The sequence below is a fragment of the Tessaracoccus coleopterorum genome (genome assembly GCF_011174705.1).
In the GTDB taxonomy this organism is placed as follows: domain Bacteria; phylum Actinomycetota; class Actinomycetes; order Propionibacteriales; family Propionibacteriaceae; genus Arachnia; species Arachnia coleopterorum.
Map to the genome: position 1 here is coordinate 1280066 of NZ_JAANIJ010000001.1, position 16539 is coordinate 1296604.

At 70.0% G+C, this 16539-nt stretch carries 17 protein-coding genes and 4 pseudogenes; 8 read left to right on the forward strand and 13 right to left on the reverse strand.

All coding sequences use genetic code 11. From position 1 onward, the window contains the following. The first annotated feature begins 35 nt into the window (after positions 1-35). The 7 genes and pseudogenes from G7085_RS08160 to rlmB all read left to right on the forward strand — a co-directional run bounded on the left by G7085_RS08160 (position 36) and on the right by rlmB (position 6161). Positions 36-770 carry a hypothetical protein gene (locus G7085_RS08160; protein WP_197510581.1) on the forward strand — a complete coding sequence of 245 codons (735 nt, stop codon included), beginning with the start codon at positions 36-38 and terminating at the stop codon, positions 768-770. Then, the gene (locus G7085_RS08165) at positions 752-1354 is read left to right on the forward strand and encodes a hypothetical protein (protein WP_197510582.1); all 603 of its coding nucleotides are present in this window, start codon (positions 752-754) and stop codon (positions 1352-1354) included. The genes G7085_RS08160 and G7085_RS08165 overlap by 19 nt, the downstream gene beginning before the upstream one ends. A gap of 278 nt (positions 1355-1632) precedes the next feature. Continuing rightward, entirely contained in the window at positions 1633-2061 is a 429-nt protein-coding gene (locus G7085_RS08170; protein WP_197510583.1) for a hypothetical protein, read from the forward strand. A 159-nt stretch (positions 2062-2220) separates the two neighbouring features. Beyond that, complete coding sequence (locus G7085_RS08175) at positions 2221-2778, forward strand: hypothetical protein (protein WP_197510584.1); 558 nt, start codon at positions 2221-2223, stop codon at positions 2776-2778. A gap of 273 nt (positions 2779-3051) precedes the next feature. Next, complete coding sequence (locus G7085_RS08180) at positions 3052-3798, forward strand: hypothetical protein (RefSeq protein ID WP_197510585.1); 747 nt, start codon at positions 3052-3054, stop codon at positions 3796-3798. Further along, positions 3785-5211 (forward strand): annotated as a pseudogene (gene cysS / locus G7085_RS29900) (cysteine--tRNA ligase). The gene G7085_RS08180 and the pseudogene cysS overlap by 14 nt, the downstream one beginning before the upstream one ends. Position 5212: 1 nt before the next feature. Further along, positions 5213-6161, forward strand: a pseudogene (rlmB, locus tag G7085_RS08190) (23S rRNA (guanosine(2251)-2'-O)-methyltransferase RlmB). 363 nt (positions 6162-6524) lie between these two features. On the opposite strand, the gene G7085_RS29905 reads toward rlmB, so the two are convergent. The 10 genes and pseudogenes from G7085_RS29905 to G7085_RS08225 form a co-directional block, all read right to left on the reverse strand. Beyond that, on the reverse strand, positions 6525-6752 hold the full coding sequence (locus tag G7085_RS29905; protein ID WP_269451808.1) for a hypothetical protein: 228 nt from the start codon (positions 6750-6752) through the stop codon (positions 6525-6527). A gap of 14 nt (positions 6753-6766) precedes the next feature. Further along, a complete protein-coding gene (locus G7085_RS29910; protein ID WP_269451809.1) occupies positions 6767-7084 on the reverse strand; it encodes a type 1 glutamine amidotransferase family protein in 318 nt (105 codons plus the stop codon). Then, complete coding sequence (locus G7085_RS34505) at positions 7065-7493, reverse strand: catalase-related domain-containing protein (RefSeq protein WP_269452089.1); 429 nt, start codon at positions 7491-7493, stop codon at positions 7065-7067. The genes G7085_RS29910 and G7085_RS34505 overlap by 20 nt, the downstream gene beginning before the upstream one ends. Further along, positions 7485-8800: pseudogene (locus G7085_RS34510) on the reverse strand (catalase); the annotation flags it as partial. The pseudogene G7085_RS34510 and the gene G7085_RS34505, both read right to left, overlap by 9 nt. A 156-nt stretch (positions 8801-8956) precedes the next feature. Beyond that, positions 8957-9610 carry a DUF3618 domain-containing protein gene (locus G7085_RS08200; protein ID WP_197510586.1) on the reverse strand — a complete coding sequence of 218 codons (654 nt, stop codon included), beginning with the start codon at positions 9608-9610 and terminating at the stop codon, positions 8957-8959. Positions 9611-9754: 144 nt separating this feature from the next. Further along, positions 9755-10198, reverse strand: a complete 444-nt coding sequence (locus G7085_RS32350) for a phage holin family protein (protein WP_197510587.1) — start codon at positions 10196-10198, stop codon at positions 9755-9757. Beyond that, a complete protein-coding gene (locus G7085_RS08210) occupies positions 10167-10925 on the reverse strand; it encodes a hypothetical protein (RefSeq protein ID WP_197510588.1) in 759 nt (252 codons plus the stop codon). Before G7085_RS08210 ends, G7085_RS32350 begins: the two co-directional genes overlap by 32 nt. A gap of 541 nt (positions 10926-11466) precedes the next feature. Next, positions 11467-11769 (reverse strand): CsbD family protein, encoded by a 303-nt coding sequence (locus G7085_RS29930; RefSeq protein ID WP_269451811.1) that lies wholly within the window; start codon positions 11767-11769, stop codon positions 11467-11469. 306 nt (positions 11770-12075) lie between these two features. Further along, entirely contained in the window at positions 12076-12702 is a 627-nt protein-coding gene (locus G7085_RS08220; protein WP_197510589.1) for a hypothetical protein, read from the reverse strand. Beyond that, complete coding sequence (locus G7085_RS08225) at positions 12666-13067, reverse strand: hypothetical protein (protein ID WP_197510590.1); 402 nt, start codon at positions 13065-13067, stop codon at positions 12666-12668. Before G7085_RS08225 ends, G7085_RS08220 begins: the two co-directional genes overlap by 37 nt. A 235-nt stretch (positions 13068-13302) precedes the next feature. On the opposite strand from G7085_RS08225, the pseudogene G7085_RS29935 reads away from it, so the two are divergent. Beyond that, positions 13303-14725 (forward strand): annotated as a pseudogene (locus tag G7085_RS29935) (glycine hydroxymethyltransferase); the annotation flags it as partial. A gap of 193 nt (positions 14726-14918) precedes the next feature. Here the strand turns inward: G7085_RS29935 and G7085_RS08235 are convergent. The 3 genes from G7085_RS08235 to G7085_RS08245 form a co-directional block, all read right to left on the reverse strand. Next, entirely contained in the window at positions 14919-15290 is a 372-nt protein-coding gene (locus G7085_RS08235) for a hypothetical protein (RefSeq protein WP_197510591.1), read from the reverse strand. Between the two features lie 28 nt (positions 15291-15318). Further along, positions 15319-15561: a hypothetical protein gene (locus G7085_RS08240; RefSeq protein ID WP_197510592.1), complete on the reverse strand. Its 243-nt coding sequence runs from the start codon at positions 15559-15561 to the stop codon at positions 15319-15321. Between the two features lie 127 nt (positions 15562-15688). Beyond that, positions 15689-16363, reverse strand: a complete 675-nt coding sequence (locus tag G7085_RS08245) for a DUF2207 family protein (RefSeq protein WP_269452090.1) — start codon at positions 16361-16363, stop codon at positions 15689-15691. Positions 16364-16539: the final 176 nt, after the last annotated feature.

The following is a 16539-nucleotide window of genomic DNA, read 5'->3' on the forward strand; positions in this document are numbered from 1 at the left end:
CCCCGCGTCCTCGACCACGACGGGTCCCCGTCGCGGTGCAGCCGCCGGCCGGGGTCACCGTCGACGGCGCGCTGGTCAGCTACCCCGCGCCCGGCAGCTACCCGTGGACATTCTCGGCCCGCACCGACCTGGGGGAACACTTCTCAGGCACCGTGACCCAGCTGGTCGGCGAGCCGGTGGCCGACCCGGCGAACATCCCCGACCCGGCGCTGCGCGCCTGCGTCGCGGACGCGGCCGGGTTGGCACCGGGCGCGGTCCCGACCACGGCGCAGGCCGCGGAGGTCACGTCCCTGACCTGCCGTGACGCGGGGATCTCCGACCTGACCGGGCTGGATCTGCTGACCGACGCGACCGCCCTCGATCTGGCCGGGAACCCGTTGCCGGGCCTCGGGCAGATCGCGTCCCTGACCGGCCTGGAGCGGCTCGACCTGAGCCGCACCGGCCTCTCCAGCCTCGCGGGCCTCGGGGCGCTGTCGGCTCTCGAGACCCTCCGGGTCGACGGAAACGCATTGACCAGCCTCGTGGGGGCTCCCACCGGGCTGGGCACGCTGAGCGCGCTCGACCAGACCGCCGCGTTGCCGGACACCGCCGGCGACCTCGTCGTGCCCGTGCCGAGGCTGACCGGGCGCGGCGGCGTCACGTTCGCCGCCGTCTCCCCGACGCGGCGGAGCCCGCCGAGGGCGGTGTCGTCTTCCCGTTGGCGGGCCGGTACCGGTGGGTCTTCGCTTCCGACGACGCCACGTTCACCGGGGTGCTCACGCAGCGGGTGACCAGCGACCGGGTCGACGAGGGCGTCAACGAACCAGCTGCGGCCTGCGTCGCCGCGGGCAACGTCTGGGTCACCGTCGAGCGGGACACCGGGCTGCGTGACGGAGGCTGTGCCACGCAGTTCCGCACGGGCCTCGAGGCGCTCGCGAGCGCCGGGTTCACCGCGACCACGAGCGGGTCGCTCCTGACGGCCATCGACGGGTACCCCGGGCGGGCTCCGGTGACCACTACTGGTCCTACTGGCACGCCGAGCCGACCGGCGACCCGGTCGGGTACCCGTGGACCTACGCCGACCGCGGCCCGGCCGGACACGCGCCCCGCGCGGGCAGTGTCGAGGGCTGGCGCTACGTGGAGTGGGTTCCCGGCACGGATGCCCGGCACCGAGCTGGTCGCTCTCCGCGTCCCTGACACCCACCCCGGCTCCTTCCCCGACGCCGACCCCGTCGCCGACGCCGACCCCGTCGGTGACCCCGGCCCCATCGGCGGCACCCAGCCCGACGGCCTCGCGGGGGCCGTCAGTCACCCCGGCCCCACCGCACCCGCATCGGGCCCGGCACGTCCGGGCCTCCCGTCCACCGGATGGTGAGCGGCCGGGGTTGAACGAACGGGCGGGCACCTCCGGGTGCCCGCCCGTTGCGTCCACGGATAGCCACCCTCGTCGAGGCGCGATCGCCCGCCCCGAGATCCGTGCCGGGCACCACCGGCGAATGCCGCACTGCCATATTTCGGCCATGACCACGGCAGACACCGCAATCATCGCCCCGAGACCACCCCGGCGGAGAGGCCACGCGCCTCGACGCGTCGGGAGCGACTCGTCGTGTTCCTGGCCTCGGGGTCGTCGCCCTTATCGCGGCGGGTTGGTTCGTGCTGGCGCAGGGCACCCTGAGGAGCGTCCACGTCATGCAGGACGCGCAGCCGGTGGTCTGCTCCGGCGCCGAGGTGACGCGGCTCGAGAGTGCGCTGCCCGGTGACGAACCGATTTCGGATCCGGTGCAACTGCCGACGGTTCACATCACAGAGGGCATGGAGTGCAGGCTGCGTCTCTTCGTCGCCAACGACAGCGCGATGACGGTCGACCTCAACGGGATCTACCTGCCCTCATGGGTGAGAGCGCGTTGCGGTTCTCGGTGCAGTTCGCCAACCCCAACCCGGGGCCCGTCCAGATCGACGAGGCCGACGTGGATGCGGTGGCCTACCTGGACTCGGTCACCGTTGCCCCGGGACAGAGGACGTTGGTCGAGGTCCTGTTCACCTACGAGGGCGGGGCCATGCTCGACGAGTGCGCCTCCATGACGATCGGAAGCCCGGCAGCGCTGGTCTCTGCGCTCGGGGCCGACGCCGCCGTGGACGGGGACTGCCCATCACGTACTTCATGGGCGACCCGGCCGCCTGCGGGGAGTGAGCCGGGCCGCCATCTGCGCGTCGCACCCGCCGGGTGCCAGAATGCCCAGCGTGCGCTACATCCTGTTTCCCGGCCGCCACCACCTGATCACGGCCTTCCAGATCGCCCACCTCGGCTCGCTTGTCGAGGCCAACCCTGGCGCGGAGGTGGTCTGGGCGATCACCAGCGCCGATCACGGCGGCACCCAGCGCAACCCGATCGCGGGTGAGCGTCGCCTCGGCCTCATCGAGTCCGTCGCGGCTGCCACCGACCTGCCCTCGCTGACCTTCCTGATCGGCAACCGGCGCCCGAAGCCCGACTTCGCCCACTTCGTCATCGAGGAGATCCGCACCCAGACGGGCGGCGACGTCGCGCTGCGTCCGGGCAACACCCTGGTCGCCTGCTCCACACCCGCCGTCAGCGCCGGCTACGAGGCCCTCGGCTACCGCGTCGACCCGGTGGAGCTCGGCACCGACGAGGCCCGACCCTGGCAGGTGGTCGAGGAGATCATCGCCGCCGGGGACGACTGGACCAGCCGGGTCGGCGGGGTCATGCATCCGGCGGCCCTCAACTACTACCGGCGCTACGGGCTCGCGGCGGCCGTCCAGTCGATCTACGCCGACCCCTGATCGACTCCGACGACGGCGACATCACCGTCACGCGCGACTACGCAACCTACCGGGCGGCGTTCGAGGACAACGCCTGGCGCAAGGTCTCCGAGTTCGCGGGCGCGGTGCGCCCAGGCAGGATCGTCGACGTCGGCTGCGCCACCGGGCAGACCATCAAGCTGCTGAGCGGGAAGCCGGAACTCTTCGAGTCGGACTTCTTCGGGTCGAGGTGGCAAGACCCTCTACGAGATCTGCGAGCAGCGCAGGAGCAACGGCGAGTTCGGCGACGCCAACGTGTTCTTCCATCAACGCAACGTGATGCAGACCAGGCTCTTCGAGGCCGACTCTCTCGACACGGTGATCTCGATGGCGCTGACGCACGAGATCGAGTCGTACCTCGGCCGCGACGAACTGCTCGAGTTCTGCAGGCGCGTGTTCACGATGCTCAGGCCGGGCGGGGTGTGGATCAACTACGACGTCGTCGGCCCCGACGGCAGGGAAGAGCCCGTGCTCGCCGACCTGACGAGCGACGACGGCGCCGCGGACGGTGACCTGGCCGGGCTGTCGACCAGGGCCCGCTTCGAGCGGTTCGCCGTCGACTTCCGGCGCGAGGAGGGCGACGGCATCACCTACCAGGAGGTGCGGCGCGACGGGAGGAACCTCGTGAAGCTCACCCGCGGGCGCTGTACGAGTTCCTCGCGAAGAAGGACTACCTCGACTCCTGGTACTCGGAGGCGCACGAGGCGTTCTGCTTCTTCACCCCGACGAGTGGGTGGCGCTGCTGGAGGCCAACGGCTTCGTGATGACCCGCGACACCCGTCCCATCCGAAACCCGTGGCTGATCGAGAACCGGTTCGGCCCGGCCGCCCGCGTCTACACCGAGGACGCCGAGGGCGGCCTCGTCGCCGACGAATGGTCGTGGACCAACGTGCTCCTCGTCGCGGAGAAGCCGGCACCCTGAGCCCGGGGACCCGGGTCGTTCCCACGGCGGTCCGCCCGGGGGCCGGTCACGGTAAACTTCCTCACCGTGAAGCTCTATGACACCGCAACGCGCTCCGTGCGCGACTTCGTGCCCCTCCGGGACGACGAGGTGTCGATCTACCACTGCGGCCTGACGGTGCAGGCCTCCCGCACCTCGGCCACATCCGCAAGGAGGTCGTCTTCGACGTCCTGCGGCGGTGGCTCGAGCACAACGGCCACACCGTGAAGGTCGTCGCCAACGTCACCGACATCGACGACAAGATCCTCCAGAAGTCGGCGGAGAACGGGGAGGACTGGTTCGCGCTGGCCTACCGCTTCGAGCGCGAACTGCACGACGCCTACGCGTCCCTCGGCTGCATCCCGCCAACCTACGAGCCCGCGCGACGGGCCACGTGCCCGAGATGCTTGAGCTGACGGAGGCCCTGATCGCGGCCGGCCACGCCTACGTCGCCCCGACGGCTCCGGCGACGTCTACTTCGACGTGATGAGCTGGCCCCGCTACGGCGAGCTGAGCGGGATGAAGGTCGACGAGATGGAGCCCGCGGCCGACGCCGACCCGCGCGGCAAGCGCGACCCACGCGACTTCGCCCTCTGGAAGGGCCACAAAGCCGGCGAGCCGGAGACGGCGTCCTGGCCGTCCCGTGGGCCGTGGCCGCCCGGCTGGCATCTCGAGTGCTCCGCGATGGCGGGCAAGTACCTCGGCGACACCTTCGACATCCACGGCGGTGGGATCGACCTGCGCTTCCCGCACCACGAGAACGAGCTCGCGCAGTCGGCGGCCGCGGGCCGCGGCTTCGCGCGGTACTGGATGCACAACGCCTGGGTCACCATGGCGGGCGAGAAGATGAGCAAGTCGCTCGGCAACACGGCGCTCGTCTCCGAGGTGACGAGGGCCTACAACCCGCGCGCCGTGCGCTTCTTCCTGCTGAGCCCCACTACCGCTCGACCATCGAGTTCTCCCCGCCGACGAGGACACCCGCGGCTCGCTCGCCGAGGCGGAGAAGGCGATCACCCGGATCGACACGTTCGTCCGCCGCGCGGCGGAGCTCGTCGGCGGCACCCCGGGCGACACGGCCGCGGCCGACAACCCGAGGTACCGGGCCTTCGCCGCGGCGATGGACGACGACCTCGGCACCCCGGCCGCCGTCGCGGCCCTGTTCGAGGCCATCCGCACCGGCAACCAGGCCATCACCGCCGCCGACGGCGACGCCGTCCGGAGCGAACTCCTGGCCGTCGACGCGATGCTGACGGTGCTCGGCATCCACCCCTCCGCCCCGAATGGGCCACCGGCGCTGTGGGCGATGACCTGACCTCCGTCGTCGACGGCCTCGTCGCGGCCCTGCTCGAGCAGCGGGCCGCCGCGCGCGCAGCCAAGGACTGGGCCGCGGCCGACACCATCCGAGACACCCTGGCCGCCACCGGCCTCAAGATCACCGACACCCCAACGGGGCCACCTGGAGCCTGGAGAACTGATATGGCCGGCAACTCATCGCGTCGCGGAGCAACAAGCAAGGGCAAGGGGAAGGCGGCCGGTTCCGGCGGCCGGATCCGCAAGTCGCTCGAGGGCCGCGGCCCCACCCCAAGGCGGAGGACCGCGTCTACCACAAGGCCACCGTGCCAAGAAGGCCGCGGAGCGGCAGGGGCAGCCGCGCAAGCAGGCACACCGTAGCCCGGCCGGCGCCGACTGGGTGGTGGGCCGCAACCCCGTCTTCGAGGCGATGACGGCGGGACTGCCCGCCAAGCAGGCCTACATCGCCGAGGGCGCCGAGCGCGACGACCGGCTGCGTGACATCCTGAAGTACGCCGCCGAGCACAGCATCCCGCTGCTGCAGGTGACCCGGGCAGAGCTGGACCGCGTCACCGGTGGGCTCGTGCACCAGGGCGTCGCGATGCAGCTGCCCGCCTTCGACTACGCCGACCCGGAGGACGTACTGGCTGACGCGTTGGAGGCCGACGGCATCGTCGTGGCCCTCGACGGCGTCACCGACCCCGCAACCTGGGCGCGATCATCCGATCCGCGGGCGCCTTCGGGGCCACCGGCATCGTCATCCCGTCGCGGCGCTCCGCCTCCATGACTGCGGCCGCATGGAAGACCTCTGCCGGGGCCGCCGCCGGCTCCCATCGCGATGGCCACCAACCTCAACCGGGTGCTGGAGAAGGCGTCGAAGATGGGCTTCACCATCGTCGGGCTCGCGGGCGAGGGCGACGTGCCCGTCACCGGCACGCCGGGCGCCGACGGACCGCTGCTGATCGTGGTGGGCTCCGAGGACGAGGGCCTCTCCCGGCTCGTGCGCGACAACTGCGACTCGCTCATCTCGATCCCGATCGCCAGTGCGGTCGAGTCGCTCAACGCCTCGGTCGCCGCCGCGATCGCGCTGTACGAGGTGTCGCAGCAGCGCTCCGCCGCCCGCGGCCAGGCGTAGCGCTCAGTCGCCCCGCGGGGTGAACTTCAGCGTGTATCGCGCCTGTTCCGGCGCGCCCGTGAACTCGACGGGCACGTCGGGGTGGTCGGGGACCTGGCGACCGCGGTAGATCATCGTCTGCATCGCTATGTATCGGCAGGACGACCGTCGGTGGCCAGATGGCCAGGTAGGCGCAACCGGTGGGGCGGGTGTAGATCGTGGGCCGTCAGGTCCGATCCGCGGATCGCCGTCGATCTGACGCGGACCACCACGTCGGTGGCCTCCTCGATCCGGGTCCGGTAACTCCACCAGCCTGACCTTGCCTCGCGCCTGCCAGTGCCAGCCCATATCACGGGCTCCCTCCTCACTACGACCGGTGCGGGTTCACGCCTGCCTCCCGTCAGCACGTGTCGCTCCCGCCGTGCGGGCACCGCCGTGGCTGGCCCCAAACCGGTCCCACACCCGGTGCGTCGCGAGAAGCCTCGCCAACTGCGACACCGCCTCCCCAACCTCCGCCACCACGACGCCGGGAGCTCCTTCAGACACTCCCGCCGCCGCGAGGACCGCGACCGCGTCGGGCACCACGGCGATCGCCTTGCAATGCCGGAACATCTCCGCCACCAGCTTCACCATCCTCGGATCCACCGGCTCACCGGCCGTGGAATGGCCCGCCTTGGCGTCCAAGGTGGGCACCGCGTCGGGGCCGCGACCGGTGCCACCAGCGCAAGGGCGGCGTCGAACTCGATGGAGGCCGCCGTCAGGTATGCCCGGTCCACCACCAGGTCGCCCAGCTTGCCGCCGGATGGGGCGGTGATGAACGCAGCCATACCCAGCACCTGCACCGCCTCCTTCGCGGCGAAAGCGACATCGGGTGGGGTGTCGGCGTCGACGATGACCGCGATCTTGCGGCCGGTCACCGGCCACTTACCGCGCAACTGCGACACGGCAGGGCTGGGCTCGACCGCGGCCGGGGCACAGTCGGCTCCGGGCCGGAAGGCCGAGGCCGCGGGCCACGTCGGCACACAGGTCGGCGTCGATGTTGGCCAGGCACTGGAGTTGACGTAGCCGGACGGACTCCTCGAAGCATTTGCCCAATTCGAAGGTATAGGCCAAGGTCAGGTGCTGGCGCTCCACCTCCGTCAGGGACCGCACGAAGAGCGTGACCTGGCTGAAGTGATCGCCGAAACCGGCCGACAGCTCGCGTACCTTGTCCCCGGCCACCGGCGTCGGGATGTCGATGAACGCGCCGGAGGCATCGTCGGCCTGGGAAGGGTTCCCGCAGTCGAGGGAGTTGGGTCGGTACGGCGCGACCCCGCCGTGGACCGCGTCCTGGTGAAAGCCGTCGCGGAACATGTCGTTGACCGGGCAGTGGGCCCGGTTGATCGGCAGCTGGCTGAAGTTGGGTCCGCCGAGCCGTGTGATCTGGGTGTCGATGTAGGAGAACAGGCGGACCTGGAGCAGCGGGTCGTTCGTCACGTCGATGCCCGGAACGAGGTTGCCGGGGTTGAACATCACCTGCTCGGTCTCGGCGAAGAAGTTCATCGGTCGCCGGTTCAGGGTCATGGTGCCGATGATCTCCACGGGGCACAGCTCCTCGGGGATCAGCTTGGTCGGGTCAAGCAGGTCGATGCCCTGAAATGTCTCGTCGGCGGTGTCGGGCATCACCTGGAGACCGAGGTCGAAGGACGGGAAGGCGCCCGCGTCGATGGCATCGTAGAGGTCGCGACGGTGGAAGTCCGGGTCGTTGCCCGCCGTCATCTGCGTCTCCTCCCATACCTGTGAGTGGACACCCTGGCGCGGCTTCCAGTGCAACTTCACCAGGCATGTCTCCCCAGCGGTGTTCATCAGCCTGAAGGTGTGGACGCCGAATCCCTCCATCATCCGGTAGGACAGCGGGAGGCCGCGGTCGGACATGCTCCATGCCACGTGAGCCTGCGCCTCCGTGTGCAGGGACACGAAGTCCCAGAACGTGTCGTGCGCACTCTGGGCCTGTGGGATCTCGCGGTCCGGCTCGGGCTTGACGGCGTGAACGATGTCGGGGAACTTGATGCCCTCCTGGATGAAGAACACCGGCATGTTGTTGCTCACCAGGTCGTAGTTGCCCTCTGAGGTGTAGAACTTGGTCGCAAAGCCGCGGGTGTCGCGGACCGTGTCCGACGAGCCACGGAATCCGGCCACCGTCGAGAACCTCACGAAGACGGGAGTCTCCACGCCCCTCTTCAAGAACTCGGCCCTGCAGATCTTCGACGCCCGGCCGTTGGCCACGAACACCCCATGGGCCCCGTGCCACGGGCGTGCACCACGCGCTCCGGGATGCGCTCATGGTCAAAGTGGGTGATCTTCTCGCGCAGGTGATGATCCTGCAACAGCACCGGCCCGCGTGGGCCTGCCTTCAATGCATGGTCAGTGGTGCGGAGGCGGGCACCCTGCGAGGTGGTGAGGTACTCCCCTGCTGGGCCACCGACTCGGGCGGCGCGCCCGTGGGGACGCCGGTGGGCGTCACTGTCGCGGGGCCCTGCTGTGATGGTTTCGGTGGGGGCGGGGCGACGGGGGCGGTCGGCTCCTCCGCGGGAGGCGAATCCACGCCGGGCCCGCTGGGAGGGGTGGGGGTCTTCTTCTCTGCTGGCGACATTGCATTGCTCCTCGGGTGGTCCGGCCACCCGGCCAGGCGGCCAGGCGACGTAGATACTTCTTCAGGAGCCTCCCGGCTTTTTCGGGCTCAGGAGGCTGTCACCCGATGGGGCCGGGATGGGCCGCCATGGGGCTCGACCGCGACACGGGGGCCGGCCATCGGCCATTCGGGCGGCCCCGACCGGTCAGGCGGTGGGGAGCTGGTGCGCTTCGGTTTTGGTCTCGTGGGCCTTGACCTGGCTATCGGTCTTGACGGTCTCGGCCGAGGCCTTGGTCTGCCGGGCCACCTCTTCGGTGGCGCTCTGCGCGTCGGCCTTGATGGTCTGGCCGGCATCCTGTGCCGCCTCCAAGATGTTCTCCGCGGCTTCCTCGGCGAGCGGCTGCAGGTTCTCCTTCGCCTCCGTCGCCATCGCCTTGAGCTCCTCGATCGCCGGCTCAGCGGCATCCCTGAACTGCGCGGCCCGTTCCTTCTCCATCTCCGAGGGTGGGATCAGCCCACCGATGAGCGCCCCGATGCCTGCGGCGATCAGCCCTGCGGCGATCGGGTTGCCCCGCGTCGACGCCTTCAACTGGCGGGGCGCGTCGGCCACCGCGTCGCGGGCATCGGCCACAGCGACACCTGCCTTGTCCCCCACTGCGCCCATGGCACCCTGATCGTAGGGGTCGGTGTCGGAGCCGAAGATGCGCTCCTTGATGCTGTGGACGCCGTCCTTGACCTGATCCACCTGCTCGCGGACCAGGTTGCTCGGCTTGGCGCTGTCGCCGAAGGCGTTGACGTTCTCGCTCAGTTCAGCGCGGGTCCGCTCGATCTCACGACGGATCTCATCCGGATTGCTCATCAGTTCTTCTCCTCATTGCCGGTGGCGGCGTTCGGGATCTTCTTCACGGTCTCAGCGGTCCTGGGCAGGCCCGCATCTTGGCTAACTCCCTCTTCCCCACCATCGCCAGGATGGCGGCGACCGCGAACCAGATCACTGCCACGGTCACGCCCTCCACCCCAGGGACGGGTCCTCGGCCGAGCCCAACAGGACGGCCAGCCCCCACCAGAGGGCCAGGGTGAGTGCGATCAGGCCCAGTAAGGCGGTGATGCCGGCACCGACAAACATGCCGGCACCCTTCCCAGCCTTCGACGCCGACTGCCTGGCCTCGACCTTCGCGAGCTCGACCTCCTGCCGGATCAGGGTGGTGGCGTTGTCGATCAGGTCCGAGGCGATGTCGCCCAACGAGCGCTCCTCAGCCCGGTAACGGGCATAGCTCGCTTCCTTCTCGACCTCTCCCGGGTCGGTCCCTGGCGGGATGGCCGTGTCCGGATAGCCGGCGGCGAAGCGGTCGCCGGCGGTGCGGGCCGATCCGTACGGGTCGGGGCCGTGGGGATCGGATCGGTTTGAGGGGAGGTCATCGGAGGCCCTCCCGCCACGGGTCGCCACCCTCGACGGGGAGATCCTCGTACCGGGGCTCGGGCTCGGCGAACGTCCGGTTGGACATTCGAGACTCGCGACGCGGAGCAGCACCTTGCGTGGACGCGACGTATGGATCGGCAAACTGCGACGCGGGCGGGGTGACCGGCATCCCGGCCACGGGACGGTACCCGGCCGCGGGCTGCGCCAGCCGCTCCTCGTCCGCCTTCGCGCCCTGAAGCCCGCGCACGATGCGCGCACCGATGAAGCCCACGCCGGCTGAGATGGCCAGGAACTGCCAGGGGTTGCGTGCGGCGTAGCGGCGCACCGACTCCAGGACCTCGTCGGGCCGCCGGCTCTCCAACCAGGCGGCCGCCTCGTCGCTGAACCGCTGCGCCTTGTCCATGTATCTGCCGAGCATGCCGTCCTGGTCCGCCTCGGACATGGACCTGAGCTCTCCGCTCAACGAGCGGGCCAACTCGGCGACCATCTGCTGCCCGGTCCCGGCCTGGGCCCGCAACTCGCACATCGACTCGTCGAGCAGCCGCTTGCCCTGAACCTTCGCCTCGTCGACGACCGTGGCTGCCTCCTGCTTGGCGGTCTCGACGACGTGGCCGCCCGCATCCTTGGCAGTGTCGGCGACCTCCTTCGCTTCGTCCTTGGCCGTGGCCGTGACATCCTTAGCCCGATCACCGGTGCGAGCGGCGACCCCTTGACCTGGGCGGTTGCCGAGGGGCCGGCGGAATCGCCGCCCCAATCCGTTCCACCTGACTGACCAGGCGTGGTGACCGGCACCACAGTCGCGCCGGACTCGCTCAGCCCACCCGTGGGTGTCTCATTCGGATACGCCATGGTGATCCTCCATTTACGTTTTCGGTTGTGCGAGAGCTTGTGCGCTCCTGTAACACACTCCTTACCCACAATCAAGGTTCCGAAACCTGATTGCAGCGCTCCTGGTCTGTTGCCGGGTCGGGGTTGAAACGGATGGGTTCGCCGTCGGGTCGATCTTTAGGTCCCACTGCACAGGGTCGTGGGGCACCTCGAGGGCCTACTGCTCCGCCGGGGGAGAGTGCCTGAAGCCACCGGCCTCGAGTAGGCGGCGGGCCTGTAGGTTGTCCCGGACAACTGGGCGAAGGCGGGGTTCATGCCATGACCACGCCCACCGCGTTTGAGATCAGCACACCGAAGATCGGCACACCCTCGCGCAGTGCGGAGCCCATTTCCGGCAATGCGGGCCGGCCACCCGGAGTGGCCGGCCCGCATCGTGGTGCGAAGTGGCAGAGAGGCCACCCGGGGCTCTACTTGAAGACGTCCTTGATCTTCTCGCCAGCCTGCTTGACATCGGCCTTGGCCTGGTCGGCGCGTCCTTCAGCCTCGAGGCGCTCATTGTCGGTCGCCTTACCGACGCCCTCCTTGAGCTTCCCGGCCGCTTCCTGAGCTGCATTGCCGATCTTGTCGTCGATTCCCATGATTCCTCCTCGTTGTGGGTTGGTAACCGGTACATACCCACCTTCCGGCCGGCCAAACATGATCGCAACGGTTGGGTGTCGATGATCGATCTCGTCGTAGCGTTCGTCCCTCCGCAGCGGGACACGCTCCATCCCAGGCGTCTCAGGGAGTTCGGGGCGGCCCGGCCGTGACACACTCCGCCGACGCGTCATTGAGCAAGTCAAGCGGGCGCGTGACTCGCGCACTGATCGCTTGGGCCAGCTCCTCATCGGTGGACCAGCGAGGATTCGCGCTTGAGAGCTCGAGCTGGCCCTGAGTGCCTCGGGAGGGCTATCGGCAGAGAGTTCCCACTGCCGCCTGGCTCAGCCCGCCGCGTTCTCGAACCTGAGTGATGAGGGCCCGGCTCTACCGGGAGAGGCCATCGCTTCGCGCCGCTCAGTACTCCCGCGGGGTGAATCTCAGGGTGTACTGCGCCTGCTCGGGCACGCCCGTGAACTCGACGGGCACGTCGGGGTGGTCGGAGAACCTGGCGACCGCGGTGCCCACGGGGTTGCAGACGAACCTGGCCTCCGCGGACGCGCCAGGAACGATCCAGGTGACGTCGAGTTCACCGCTGCCCCGCTGGATCGACTCGGTGGTGATGGTCTTCGGCAGGTGCGCCTGGATGGGCGCCTGCATGCCTCGGTGTAGATGAAGGAGCGTGGCACGTCCAGCTCGATGACGACGGTCGGGTCACTCGGCACGAACTCGACGCGCGCCCGCATCGACACCCGCAGCCACTGCATCCCCTCCGGCGCCCAACCGCCCTCCGGGTTCCACGGCACCAGCCCATAGCCCGCGCCCGGGTCGAGGCCCAGCCGGAAGCGCGACGACAACTGCTGCCCGTTGACCGGCGCCGTCGTCAGGTCGCGGTCCAGCACCTGCTGGCCTCCGACCACCTCAATGCCGACGCGTTCCCGGAAGCCGCGGGTGGCGTGCCATGCGTCCCCGACCAGGGGCGCGCCGGTGCGCAGATCGACCGTCACCTTCTTCGCCTCGTCGGTGACGCTCAACGCGACCGCGGATCCGCTGCGCACGGCGAACACGAACAGCGCCCAGGCACGGTCATACGTGCCACGCTCGGTGCTGAACAGGCCGAACGGGGCCTTGACGGGGTAGACGACACCCTCCCCACCTCGATCTCGATGCGTGCCGATGAGGCGTCGGTCTCGCCGAAGGTCGGGGTGCCCGCCTGCAGGGTGAAGGCCACCAGCTCGTACCCGTCGGGAGCCCTGATGCCGGTCCGTTCACGCACCTGGGCCGCGGTGACGGCGCCGAGCGCGTCGCCGACGAACCGCCGGTCGAGGCGGGCATCGAAGTGGGGCGTGGAGATCCGCTGGGGCGCGGGCACACCCTCCGACAGGGTCCGCGCACCGGAGTCGGGCGACTGGGCGAAGTAGTCGGCCCGCACCTCGACCGCACCATCGCCGACCGCCGACTCGGAGGGCCCAACGGCCCCTCCTCCCACGTGATCGGCGTGAACGTGCAACCGCTCAACCCGGTGACGGCGAGCAGCGCGAGCGCGGAACGTCTGGTCAGAGGCACGGGGTCAGGGTAGTTCATGAGGTGCCCATCTCACGCCGTGGAGGCGGGCCGACCGGGGCCGCGGGTTAAGCTGAGACCACCCGTCCTAACTGAGGAGAACTGTGAGCGAACTCGAGTCGATCTCGTCGGCGTACCGGAGCCTGTTCAACCTGATCGAGTCCGTTGAACCCCGCATCGCCGCCGCCACCCGCCAGGAACTCACCGATCAGCGCAACTCCCTGAAGCTGATCGCGTCGGAGAACTACGCGAGCCTTCCCGTCCTTGCGACGATGGGCACCTGGATGAGCGACAAGTACGCCGAGGGCACGGTCGGTCACCGCTTCTACGCCGGTTGCCAGAACGTCGACACCGTCGAGTCCGTCGCCGCAGAGCACGCCCGCGAGCTGTTCGGCGCCGAGTACGCCTACGTGCAGCCCCACTCCGGCATCGACGCCAACCTCACCGCCTACTGGGCCATTCTCGCGCACAAGATCGAGTCGCCCGCCCTGGCCGACTTCGGCGCGAAGGGCGTCGCCGAGCTCTCCGAGGCCGACTGGGAGACGCTGCGTCGCCGCTTCGGTGAGCAGCGCCTGCTCGGCATGTCACTCGACGCCGGCGGCCACCTGACGCACGGCTTCCGCCCGAACGTTTCCGGCAAGATGTTCCACCAGCGCTCCTACGGCACCGACCCGAGACCCAACTCCTCGACTACGACGCGCTCGCCGCCCAGGCCCGCGAGTTCAGGCCGCTCATCATCGTCGCCGGCTACTCCGCCTACCCCCGCCGCGTGAACTTCGCCAAGATGCGCGAGATCGCCGACGAGGTGGGCGCGGTGCTGATGGTCGACATGGCCCACTTCGCCGGGCTCGTCGCGGGCAAGGTGTTCACCGGTGACGAGGATCCGGTGCCCTTCGCCGACGTGGTCACGACCACCACGCACAAGTCGCTCCGCGGCCCCGCGGAGGCATGATCCTGTCGACCGGCGAGTACGCCCCGTCGATCGACCGCGGCTGCCCGCTCGTGCTCGGCGGCCCGCTCGCCCATGTGATGGCAGCGAAGGCCGTCGCGCTGGCCGAGGCCCGCACCGAGGCCTTCCGCACGTACGCGCAGAACGTGGCCGACAACGCGAAGGCCCTGGCAGAGGGGCTGCTGACGCGCGACGCGCAGCTGGTCACCGGCGGCACGGACAACCACATCGTGCTGCTCGACGTCCGCAACTTCGGGCTCACCGGCCGCCAGGCGGAGGCCGCGCTGCTGGACTCCGGCATCGTCACCAACCGCAACGCCGTGCCGAACGACCCGAACGGCGCCTGGTACACCACCGGCGTCCGCCTCGGCACCCCGGCACTGACGTCGCGCGGCTTCACCACCTCCGACATGGACGCGGTCGCCGACATGATCGTCTCGGTGCTGAAGTCGACGACGCCGACCACCACGTCCGCCGGCGCGCCGAGCAAGGCGAAGTTCGACCTCGGCTCGGATGCGCGCGACGCCTCGCTCTCCGAGGCGCAGCGCCTGCTCGACCTGCACCCGCTGTACCCGGGCTCGAGCTCGACTGACCCCGCGCAGGCGACACGCAGAGGGAGGGCGACCCGTCGGGTCGCCCTCCCTCTGCGTGTCGCTACCGCGGCATCCCGGTCAGGGCATCTCGGCGGCCACACCCTCAACGATCTTCCCGGCATCCTCCACGCTGACCCTCCCGTGGAGGTGAACATGACCAGCCCGAAGTCCTGAGTGGTCAGGACGCACAGCGTCTCCTGCAGGACGTCGCCGCATCCGCCGCGTCCACCCGCAACAGAGGCCTCCAAGCCGAAGGACTCCACGGATTCGTCCGCCCCATCGCCAGCGGCGTGACCATCTGGCTGCCGCGAACGTAGCTCAGCACGAACCCGGTCTCCTGGAGGGTGAACTCACCGATGCTGGCGGGCAGGTCGTCGGCGGTGAGCACGGGCATGTCGGCGAAGTCTGTCGGCAGGTCGTCACCGGGATCCGATGTCGGCTCGGTCCCGGTCGAACCCGGCTCGGTCGCGGGCTGCGTCGGGTCGGGCGGAGCGACGTTGGGGATGCTGCTCTCGGGGAGCCCGACCTTCGGGCTGAGGTCGCGGGTCATCACGAAGACGCCGACCCGATGAGGCCGATCACCAGGAGCCCGCCGATGATGATCCACGGCAGTTTGCTGGACCTCGGTGGCTGCGGCGGCTGCTGCCCGTACCCCTGCGGCGGCTGCCCGTACCCCTGTGGCGGCTGCTGCCCGTACCCTGCGGCGGCTGCTGCCCGTAGCCCTGCGGCGGCTGCTGGCCGTAGCCCTGCGGGTATCCGCCCGGCTGTGCCTGCTGCGGGTACCCGCCCGGAGGGTTACCGCTCCAGTTGTCGTTGCTCATCTGCTGCTCCTCACGTCTGCCACCACAGGGTAAGGGTGGGGGTGCCAGGAGAGCGGTGGACGCCTGCGCCAGCGCGCGGGTCATGACCGAAAGTCAACGCAGGGTGAGCCGCCCTGCAGCGTGGTGATCAGCTGGGCCAGGGAAGAGGGCAGGTCCCGGAGATGCCAGGTGGCCGGAGCGTGGTACCAGTCGAGCGCATCCGGGTCGGGGCATCGGGGTCGGCGTCACCGGCCACGAGGGCGTCGAGCCAGCGGTCCCGGCTGCCCAACACGACGGTGTAGCCCAGCACCTTCGACGCCTCCGCAAGTTCGCTGCCCTTCGGGAGCTCGTCGGTCGGCTGGACCGCGAGCACCGCGGCGAGGGCCTGCAGCCCGCCCAGCACGGCGGAGCCCGCCGCAGTGCGGCGCGGCATCCGTTCGGCCACCCACACCAGCCCGGCGCCGAGCGCGAGGAGCACCAGCGCGACCAGCCCGAGGTTGGTGAACATGACGAGCAGCACGGCCGCGACGAAGGCCGACGCGAGTGCACCGTAGCCCCTGAGGCGCCAGGACGAACGGGTCGAGTCGGGGCGCGACTCGAACCAGCCACGCGCCACGACCTCGTCGTACAGCGCGTCCTGCACCCGTCCGACGCCCGCTGCGAGGGCGGCCGGCAGCTCCGAGACGAGCGGCCGGGTGCCCTCGGGCGCAACGACGTCGAGCAGTTCCCGCTCGTATGTGGCCAGCGCGTCAACGTCCTCCCGCCGCTCCAGGCTCCAGTCCATGAGGCCGTGGTGCTCACGCGGCAGTTCGGTGATCCGCAGGTGGCCCGGACTGCGAGGTCGAGCAGCGTCGCGGTCACATCCAGCGGATCGACCCGTTCATCGGCCACCGTGCCGACCAGGCCTGGCCGGATCGCGTCGCGCGCCTCGAAGACGCTCTCCCCGTCACCCGTCGGTCGGAACCCGGCCACCGGGGTGGGGCCGGCGCCGCTCTCGAG